Genomic DNA, 10,000 nt, shown 5'->3' with positions numbered 1-10,000 from the left:
ATCTCAGACGAATAAATGACCTCTTCGATAAAAAGATGACGTTGTTCGCTTAATGAAATAAACTCATTTCCATCAACTGTTTTAACAATAGGCCGCGTCGGTTCTTCTCTTTGAACAAACACAATTTCCGCCATTTCGCCATTGGATAACTTCACCTTTGTGCCGACCGAAAACATTGTTAAATGATTCAATAAGATTTGTATGACTTCCATGCTTAGTTTCCCAAAGTTATCTACTTGAATTTGTTCAAGCGCTTTAAACGGTGATTCTTTTTTCCGATAAAGACGCTCAGAAACCATGGCATGATATACATCCGCTACGGAAACAATCTTACTATATGGATGAATTTGCTTGTCATTGATCCCAAACGGATATCCGCTTCCATCATTTCTTTCATGATGCTGTAAAACAGCTAATTTTACTCCTTCCTGTAAAACAGGGATTTTCTGAACCATCTTATATCCTAAAATGGTATGTTCCTTTACCTCTTTATACTCTTCAGCCGTAAGAGCGGATTTTTTCATAATAATTTTTTCATTAATTTTAGCCATACCACAATCACAAAGAATCCCTGCTAGAGCAATTTGATAACATGCTCCTTTTCCATAATTCAGATGCTTCCCTAAAAACCCTGACAATAACCCGATACAGACCGCATGATGGTATAAATAATCTTCTTTCGTTGTATAACGATATAGGGTAAGCAGTTCTGTTCGATTATCGATAAAACGGTCAAGCAAAGGAATAATAATTGAACGAATTTCTCCAACATCAATAGGAGAACCTGACTGCCAAGATTGAAATGCTTTTTTGTATCGTTGTACTGCTTTTAAATAAAGAGCCATAATATCTTCCGTACTTTCATTATTTTGCTCATCGCTTTCCTTTTTTACCTCGATAATTTCTAGAGGCCTAAAGGGTTGGCCATTTGCTAATACCGGCTCTACATAAACATCTTCAATCAAAAATTTTTCCAACACATTTAAAAGCAACGGAGTTAATACAGTGTTCTTAGGAATAATTGTTTTCTTTGTTTTTCCAATTACATCGGCTGCTAGAATACATCCTTCTTGTAACTGATTAATTTTGACACGAATCATTTTATTCCCCCAGTCTAACAAGACACAATTCCCCGTGTATTATAAAAAGCTGACTCGAGGATGCGGGCTCTGTTCCTCGAATCAGCAATGTTAATCCATTAGTCTTCCTGTCTATCCTCAGCTTCCTTTTCTTCTTCTTTTGGTACTTTTGCAACTGTGGCAACATATTCGTGTTCATTATCACCTGATAGCCGGATCAATTTAACTCCTTGCGTATTCCGTCCCATTCTCGAAATATCGCTGACAGCAATCCGGATCAAAACGCCATTGGTGGTGATCAACATAAGATCTTCTTCGCCTGTTACAGTCTTTACAGCTACAACTGTGCCATTTTTTTCAGAAATATTGCATGTTTTTAACCCTTTTCCGCCACGACTTTGCACTCGATATTCTGAAGCCCCTGTGCGTTTTCCGTACCCGTTTTTCGTTACTACAAGCACATCATGATCTTCCTCTAGAATCTCCATTCCGACTACTTCATCGCCACCTTCTAACGTGATTGCCTTAACCCCCGTTGCATTTCTTCCCATTGTTCGCACCTCTGTTTCAGGGAAGCGGATGAGCATACCATGTTTCGTTCCAACGATCACGTGTTTAGAACCATCTGTCAATTTTACAGAAATAAGCTCATCTCCTTCACGCAAGCTAACGGCAATCAAGCCATTATTGCGGATATTGGCGAACGAAGATAGCGGAGAGCGTTTAGCAATTCCTTCTTTTGTTGTAAAGAACAAAAAGGAATTATCGTCAAATTGGTCGATCGTAATAATTGTATTGACCCATTCATCTTTATCGATTTCTAATAAATTAATAATTGGTATTCCTTTAGCTGTTCGTCCAAATTCAGGAATTTCGTATCCTTTCGAACGATATACTTTCCCTTTATTTGTAAAAAATAGAATGGTGTGGTGGGTTGACGTGATCAAAAGGTGCTCCACAAAATCGTCTTCGCTTGTGTTCATTCCCTGAATTCCTCGGCCGCCACGCTTTTGACTTTTGTAGGTAGATAAAGGAAGGCGTTTAATATAGCCTTTATGCGTGAGCGTCACGACAATATTTTCACAAGGAATCAGATCCTCATCATCAAATTCTTCAATGCCTCCGCTTACAATCTCGGTTCTCCGTTTATCATTAAATCGCTCTTTTATTTCTGTGAGCTCATCACGAATAATTTGCAACACTTTTTCTTCATCCGCTAAAATCTCTTTAAGTTGGGCAATCAACTGAACCAACTCTTGGTATTCTTGTTCAATCTTTTCTCTCTCTAACCCTGTTAATCGTTGCAGGCGCATATCTAAAATGGCTTGCGCTTGTCTTTCGGTAAGTGAAAATTTTTGCATCAAACCTTGTTTAGCGATTTCTGTCGTTTGTGAGTGCCGAATTAAATGGATCACTTCATCCAAATGATCCAAAGCGATGCGCAGCCCTTCAAGAATATGAGCTCTCGCTTCCGCCTTTTTCAGCTCATAAGCTGTCCGGCGGCGAATGACGATCTTTTGATGATCTAAATAATGCATCAGACACTCTTTTAGGTTTAAAACTTTTGGCTCTCCATTCACGAGCGCAAGCATATTGATTCCAAAGCTTGTTTGCAGTGCTGTTTGTTTATACAAGTTGTTTAAAATCACCTTGGCATTAGCGTCTTTTCGAACCTCTATTACGATTCGCATGCCGCTGCGATCCGATTCATCACGCAAATCGGTGATTCCATCGATTTTTTTCTCGCGTACAAGTTCAGCAATCCGCTCGATCAGCTTGGCTTTATTCACCTGATAAGGAAGCTCCTGAACAATGATCGTTTCTTTCCCATTTGCTTTTTGCTCAATTTCCACTTTCGCTCTTAAGGTAATTGAGCCTCTTCCTGTTTCATATGCTTTCCTGATTCCGCTGCGCCCAATAATTTGTCCTGCAGTAGGAAAATCAGGTCCCGGTATAAATTCCATTAATTCAGCAACGGTCATTTCCGGATCTTGACTTAAGGCTAAAAGCGCATCAATTACTTCTCCCAGCTGGTGGGGAGGAATATTTGTCGCCATTCCGACTGCAATTCCTGAAGATCCATTGACTAGCAAATTAGGAAATCTCGATGGTAACACCGCCGGTTCCTTTTCCGATCCATCATAGTTATCTTGGTAATCAATGGTGTCCTTATTGATATCCCGCAACAGCTCCATCGATATCTTAGACATTCTTGCTTCTGTATAACGCATGGCTGCGGCTGCATCGCCGTCAATAGAACCGAAGTTACCATGTCCATCCACCAGCATATAGCGATAGTTAAAATCCTGAGCCATCCGCACCATCGTGTCGTAAACAGCTGCGTCACCGTGCGGATGATATTTCCCGATCACTTCACCAACAATCCGTGCTGATTTTTTATAAGGTTTGTCCGCTGTCATCCCTAAATCATGCATCGCATATAAAATACGACGATGGACTGGCTTTAATCCATCCCGAACATCTGGCAAAGCCCTTGAAACAATAACACTCATAGCATAATCAAGAAATGACGATCTCATTTCTTGGCTGATATTCACTTCGCGAATTCGAGGATTACGATTTTCTGACATGTTTACGTACCTCCCTTATAAACTCATTTTCCAGATGGGGAGGGTGGCATTTGAACACTCTCCAATACATAATGAAGGATTAACCTATACGAAGCCAACACTTTTCTTTTCATCCACGTCGGCAAGGTGTTCTTGCCGACATTGGATAGATCTGGGCATTGCTTCTTTATGCATATCAATGACAAAAACCATCAAAACCGATGTTCCGTAGATATAGAAATCGATTCTCAAACATCCATCTTAAATATCTAGATTTTTGACATACTTTGCGTTTTCCTCAATAAATTGTCTTCTTGGCTCAACCTTGTCTCCCATTAAAACCTCAAATATCTCGTCAGCTTCAATCGCATCTTGAAGGCTTACTTGAAGCAGCGTCCGCGTTTCAGGATTCATGGTTGTTTCCCATAGCTGCTCAGGATTCATTTCACCAAGACCTTTATACCGTTGAATGGTCGGTTTTGGAGTTTCTGGCAGTTCGGACAAGACTTGCTCTAGTTGACGATCATTGTAGGCATATTCCACCCGCTTGCCTTGCTGAATTTTGTAAAGAGGCGGTTGAGCAATATAAACGTATCCCTTTTCAATAATTTCCCGCATATAACGGTAAAAAAACGTTAGCAGCAGCGTCCGAATATGCGCTCCATCGACATCGGCATCCGTCATGATGATGATCTTATGATATCTTGCTTTTGTAATATCGAAATCTTCACCAATTCCTGTTCCTAACGCTGTTATAATTGTTCGCACTTCATTGTTCGATAAAATTTTATCTAGACGGGCTTTTTCAACATTGATAATTTTTCCGCGCAACGGTAAAATCGCTTGAAAATGGCGATCTCGTCCCTGTTTCGCAGATCCGCCCGCTGAGTCTCCCTCTACTACATACAATTCGCTAATAGAAGGATCCTTTGAAGAACAATCTGCCAGTTTCCCTGGCAAATTGGATATTTCAAGCGCACTTTTTCTCCGCGTTAGCTCGCGCGCTTTTTTTGCCGCTAAACGGGCACGCGCCGCCATCATTCCTTTTTCGATGATCTTCTTAGCAACAGTTGGATTCTCTAGCAAAAAGGTTTCAAACTGCTCTGAGAAGATGGCATCTGTTACTGTTCTTGCATCGCTATTTCCAAGTTTCGTCTTTGTTTGCCCTTCAAATTGCGGCGCAGGATGCTTCACAGAAACAATCGCCGTGAGCCCTTCCCGCACATCTTCCCCGGTTAAGTTAGCATCATTGTCCTTAAAAATGTGGTGTTTGCGTGCATAATCATTAATAATACGGGTTAATGCTGTTTTAAAACCCGATTCGTGTGTTCCGCCTTCATGTGTATGAATGTTATTAGCGAACGAATAAATATTGCTGCTGTAGCTGTCATTGTATTGCAAGGCGATCTCAACGGAAATTCCATCTCGTTCCCCATCGATATAAATAGGCTCATCATGAAGCACTTCTCTTGTTCGGTTTAAGTGTTGAACGTATGATTTAATTCCGCCTTCATAATAGTATTCGTTCTTTCGGTTTTCGTCTCGTTTATCTTCAAGACTAATTTTAATCCCTCGATTTAAAAAGGCTAATTCCCGTAATCGAGTGGCCAGCGTCTCGTAATCATATTCTGTCGTTTCGGTAAAAATCTCAGGATCTGGTTTAAACCGAGTAGTAGTGCCTGTCCGATCCGTTTCGCCAATAACTTGTAAATCCGCACAAGGAATCCCGCGTTCATATTTTTGATAATGAATTTTTCCTTCACGATAAACAAATACTTCTAATTCTTGTGACAGGGCATTTACAACAGAAGCACCAACTCCATGAAGCCCTCCAGATACTTTATATCCGCCGCTACCAAATTTTCCGCCGGCATGGAGCACCGTCATAATGACTTCAACAGCCGGTCGACCCATTTGTTCTTGAATGCCGACTGGAATACCACGACCATTGTCAACCACGGTAATACTGTTATCTTTTTCGATTGTTACAGAGATTTCTGTACAATACCCAGCCAATGCTTCATCAATACTATTGTCAACAATTTCCCAAACTAAATGATGTAAGCCTTTGGGACCCGTTGATCCTATATACATGCCTGGCCGTTTCCGTACAGCTTCAAGGCCTTCCAATACCTGAATTTGCCGTTCATCATACATATGTTCGATTTTTTGTTCCATTGTCATGTTAATCACCTACGCTTTCCTTTGAAAAACGATCAAACATCCCCGGTGTCCGGGGAACAAATATGACCGGAACTCACTTGATAGATCGCTGCTTCCTTTATGACATCATGTTTAATTCCGTCAATACTTGTTGTAGTAACAAAGGTTTGAACTTTCTGGCGGATGGTGTTAAGCAGATGTGTTTGCCGAAAATCGTCCAGTTCCGAAAGTACATCGTCTAATAAAAGAATGGGATAATCGCCTGTTTCAGAAAAGATCAGTTCAATTTCGGCCAATTTGATCGATAAAGCTGCTGTTCTTTGCTGTCCCTGTGAACCAAATGTCTGTACATCTCTTCCATTGACATCAAATGACAAATCGTCACGGTGAGGACCAGCAAGTGTTGTACCTCGCTGAATTTCCTTCTCCTTTATTTTAACAAATTTTTCAGTATATGCTTCTATTATTCTCGACAATTCCAGCTCTTCTGATACCTGAACAGAAGGATGATATTGGATTTGCAGCTTTTCCAATCCTCGGCTGATTTCGTGATGAATGGGCTCAGCCCATTTTTGCAGCAGCTGGGAAAATTCATATCTCTTTAATGTAATTTTCGCGGCAATCTCTATCAGCTGTTCTGTTAATACATCTAAAACAGCTTCATCATGATGCTGCTTCGTTTGCAACAGCTTCAAATAATGATTCCGCTGCTGCAATATCTTTTGGTAGCGGCTTAAATCATGCATATAAACAGGGGAAATCTGCCCCATTTCCATATCAATAAAACGTCGTCTTACTTGCGGCCCGCCCTTGACTAAATGCAAATCTTCAGGAGCAAATAAAACCACATTAATGTGTCCGATATATTGACTTAATTTTTTTTGTTCAATATGACTTATTTTTGCTTTTTTCCCTTTTTTTGAAATCACAAGCTGCAAAGTTGACGGCCCATTTTTTTTAACGGCCTTCCCTTCTATTTTAGCATATTCCTCATCCCAACGAATCAATTCTTTATCATTTGATGTCCGATGAGATTTAGCCATCGCTAAAACATAAATAGCTTCCATCAAATTCGTCTTTCCTTGCGCGTTTTCTCCCAAAATCACGTTGACTTTATTCGTAAACGACAGCTCCTGGCTGATATAATTCCGGTAATTTTTTAACGATAGATGTGTTAAAAACAAAGATTCTTCACCTACTCCAAACCTTTTACCATAAAAGTTCCGAAATCGCGAATATCGACAACATCCCCATGCTTCAGTTTTCGTCCGCGACGATTTTCTCTATCGCCGTTGACATATACTTCTTTTGTTTGTAAAAACCATTTTGCCATACCGCCTGTATCAATCGCTTGCACAAGCTTTAAAAATTGGCCAAGAGTAATCGTTTCCGTTGTGATCTCTATCGTTTGTTTCATCATTTTCACCGCTCTTCAAAAAAATGTCCATCACTTCATTTTACTAAAAAATTGATCAATAGCAAATAAAGCTGCTAGAGAGTCGGAGTAGTTCTAGCAGCTTTATTATACATTAGTACGTTCTGACTGGTAAGATCAGCTGGAGCATGGAATCGCTGTGTAGTGGACGAAGAACAAATGGACGCATGGCTCCGGTAAAGCTGATCTTGATTTCAGCTCCCTCCAGTGCTTTAAGAGCATCCATCATGTATTTAGCACTGAAAGAAATTTTTAGCTCTTCCCCTTCGACAGATTCGCTCTGGATCTCCTCAGTAACTTTCCCGATTTCTGGGGATATCGATGAAATTTCTACAATGCCATCCTGTAATGTTGTCAATTTAACCACATTGTTTCTTCCTTCTCTAGCAAGCAAAGAAGCGCGGTCAATCGCTTGGAAAAACTCCTTCGCATTCACAATTACGTCTGTTTGGCTATCTGCCGGAATTAAGCGGGACGTATCAGGATAGTTTCCATCAAGCAATCGCGAGAAAAATAAAAGGTGTTTCGTTTTAAATAAAACCTGATTTTCTGTAATGACAATTTCTACATTTTCATTACTGTCATCAAGAATTTTACTTAATTCGTTTAAGCTCTTCCCAGGGATAACCACGTTATAGCCTAGACTTGCATCCATTTCGATTTTTGCTTTCCGTAAAGCAAGGCGATGACTATCTGTTGCAATACAGATCAGTTCTCCATTCTCTACCTTCCAGTTTACACCTGTTAAGATCGGTCGTGTTTCTGAAGTAGAAACCGCAAAAACCGTTTGACGAATCATGGTTTTTAGTAAATCCGTTGGAAGTTTGAACACATTCTCTTCTTTAATTTGTGGAAGTCTTGGATACTCTTCTGCATCTAAGCCGTTTAAGCTAAACTCCGCTTTTCCTGAACGGATGATTGTAACAAATTGATTTTGAACTTCTATTTCGACGTTGTCTTCTGGAAGTTTTTTAACGATTTCGGCAAAAAAACGAGCCGGCAATACAATACTGCCTGGTTGCAGGACTTCTGCAATAATGGTTCCTTCTTCTTCAGCTGGAATAGATGATTCAATGGATATATCTGAATCGCTTCCAGTCAGTGTGACTTCTTGAACAGTTGCTACCATTTTAATACCAGAAAGAATCGGGATCGTTGTGCGTGAAGAAACAGCTTTCATGACATCTTGAACGCTACGAACTAAGTGATCTTTTTGAATGGTAAGTCGCACGAATCGCACCCTCCTAAACTAGAATAAAAGTAAATTTATTTTATATAAAAAATAAGTAATAGTAGTAATAGTAGCTGTTAACATGTGGATAAGCCGAAAAATCGCAAAGGAAACACAGTCATCCACATGTGGATAGACTGTGCACAACTTTTTATATTATTCACACTATCTATCAATGTTTCAATTTTTCTTGAATTTCTTTTATTTGTTTCTGCAGCTGCACATCCGTTTGCAGCAAAGTTGAAATCTTCTCATGAGCATGGATCACAGTTGTATGGTCGCGTCCTCCAAATTCTTCACCGATTTTTGGCAAAGAACAGTCCGTCAGCTCCCGAGATAGGTACATAGCGATTTGCCTCGGAAAAGCAACCGATTTTGTTCGTTTTTTCGCCTTGAAATCTTCCAGCTTGAGATTGAAATGCTGCCCGACTACGCGTTGAATATCTTGAATGGTGATGACCTTCGGTTTGGAGCTTGGGATGATATCCTTTAGTGCTTCTGCAGCAAGATCCGCGTTAATTTCTTTATTAATAAGCGATGAATATGCCACAACTCGGATGAGAGCTCCCTCAAGTTCACGAATGTTGGAATCAATTTGATTAGCGATGTAAAGCATAACCTCATTCGGAATATCGAAGCCTTCTGCCTTTGCTTTTTTGCGAAGAATAGCAATTCTCGTTTCTAAATCTGGAGGAGTTATATCGGTTATAAGTCCCCATTCAAATCGTGAACGCAGGCGGTCTTCAAGAGTTGGGATTTCCTTTGGCGGCCGATCGCTAGAAATGACGATTTGTTTACTTTCTTCATGAAGCGTGTTGAATGTATGGAAAAATTCTTCTTGTGTTTGTTCTTTTCCAGCTAAAAACTGAATATCATCAATTAATAGGACATCAACATTTCGATATTTGTTGCGAAAGTCATCGGCTTTATTGTCACGAATTGCATTAATAAATTCATTAGTAAATTTTTCAGAAGATAAATAAACGACTTTGGCTGATGGATTATGTTCAATCACATAATGGCCGATCGCATGCATGAGATGGGTTTTTCCCAAGCCGACTCCTCCATATATGAAAAGAGGGTTATATGCTTTTGCTGGCGCTTCTGCTACTGCTAAGGAAGCGGCATGGGCAAAACGATTTCCGGATCCGATGACGAACGTATCAAATGTATATTTTGGATTTAGCATGTTTTGCGGAAAATCTACCTGCTCATCATCCAATTTACGTTGCTTTTTCGTCACCTGTTTAAGATCGATATCTTCCTCGTTCGAGTTGTGAGGAATGATAAATTTAATAGTTAGCTCTTCTCCAGTGATATCATAAATGGTTTCGCCGATTAAATGAGCATAGCGGGAATCCAGCCAATCTCTTGCAAATTCATTTGGGGCTACAATGACGAGTGTATCACCTTTTAGGGAGTGAGCTTTCGTTGATTTCAGCCAGGTTTCAAAGCTGGGTTTACTGATTTTTTTTTCGATCTCCGCAAGCGCCTTATTCCATAAATCATCAATATTTTCCAC

General features: G+C 40.0%; 7 protein-coding genes (1 of these 7 cut by a window edge). All 7 read right to left on the bottom strand.

Features of this window, described 5'->3' with window-relative positions; translation table 11 throughout:
* Nucleotides 1-1,100, bottom strand: partial view of an HD-GYP domain-containing protein gene (locus GRQ40_RS00035; protein ID WP_066150835.1) — the 5' portion only. It extends 13 nt beyond the left edge of the window; the window shows 1,100 of its 1,113 coding nt (coding positions 1-1,100); its start codon is at nucleotides 1,098-1,100; the stop codon falls past the left edge of the window.
* 98 nt (nucleotides 1,101-1,198) lie between these two features.
* Nucleotides 1,199-3,670 carry a DNA gyrase subunit A gene (gyrA, locus tag GRQ40_RS00030; protein WP_080862671.1) on the bottom strand — a complete coding sequence of 824 codons (2,472 nt, stop codon included), beginning with the start codon at nucleotides 3,668-3,670 and terminating at the stop codon, nucleotides 1,199-1,201.
* Between the two features lie 240 nt (nucleotides 3,671-3,910).
* Nucleotides 3,911-5,833 (bottom strand): DNA topoisomerase (ATP-hydrolyzing) subunit B, encoded by a 1,923-nt coding sequence (gyrB, locus tag GRQ40_RS00025; RefSeq protein ID WP_044745142.1) that lies wholly within the window; start codon nucleotides 5,831-5,833, stop codon nucleotides 3,911-3,913.
* A 32-nt stretch (nucleotides 5,834-5,865) separates the two neighbouring features.
* The gene (gene recF / locus GRQ40_RS00020) at nucleotides 5,866-6,996 is read right to left on the bottom strand and encodes a DNA replication/repair protein RecF (RefSeq protein ID WP_159719150.1); all 1,131 of its coding nucleotides are present in this window, start codon (nucleotides 6,994-6,996) and stop codon (nucleotides 5,866-5,868) included.
* Nucleotides 6,997-7,007: 11 nt separating this feature from the next.
* The gene (gene yaaA / locus GRQ40_RS00015) at nucleotides 7,008-7,229 is read right to left on the bottom strand and encodes a S4 domain-containing protein YaaA (RefSeq protein WP_044745199.1); all 222 of its coding nucleotides are present in this window, start codon (nucleotides 7,227-7,229) and stop codon (nucleotides 7,008-7,010) included.
* A gap of 112 nt (nucleotides 7,230-7,341) precedes the next feature.
* The gene (gene dnaN / locus GRQ40_RS00010) at nucleotides 7,342-8,478 is read right to left on the bottom strand and encodes a DNA polymerase III subunit beta (protein WP_044745144.1); all 1,137 of its coding nucleotides are present in this window, start codon (nucleotides 8,476-8,478) and stop codon (nucleotides 7,342-7,344) included.
* Between the two features lie 172 nt (nucleotides 8,479-8,650).
* Entirely contained in the window at nucleotides 8,651-10,000 is a 1,350-nt protein-coding gene (gene dnaA, locus GRQ40_RS00005) for a chromosomal replication initiator protein DnaA (RefSeq protein WP_044745145.1), read from the bottom strand.

The sequence above is a fragment of the Anoxybacillus sp. PDR2 genome, assembly GCF_009834045.1.
Classification (GTDB): domain Bacteria; phylum Bacillota; class Bacilli; order Bacillales; family Anoxybacillaceae; genus Anoxybacteroides; species Anoxybacteroides rupiense.
This window is presented reverse-complemented; position numbering and strand designations above follow the sequence as displayed.

What these genes read in the sequence shown, in the direction of transcription:
- gyrA (WP_080862671.1), bottom strand. Translation starts at nt 3,670, where the DNA reads ATGTCAGAAAATCGTAATCCTCGAATTCGCGAAGTGAATATCAGCCAA.
- gyrB (WP_044745142.1), bottom strand. Translation starts at nt 5,833, where the DNA reads ATGACAATGGAACAAAAAATCGAACATATGTATGATGAACGGCAAATT.
- yaaA (WP_044745199.1), bottom strand. Translation starts at nt 7,229, where the DNA reads ATGAAACAAACGATAGAGATCACAACGGAAACGATTACTCTTGGCCAA.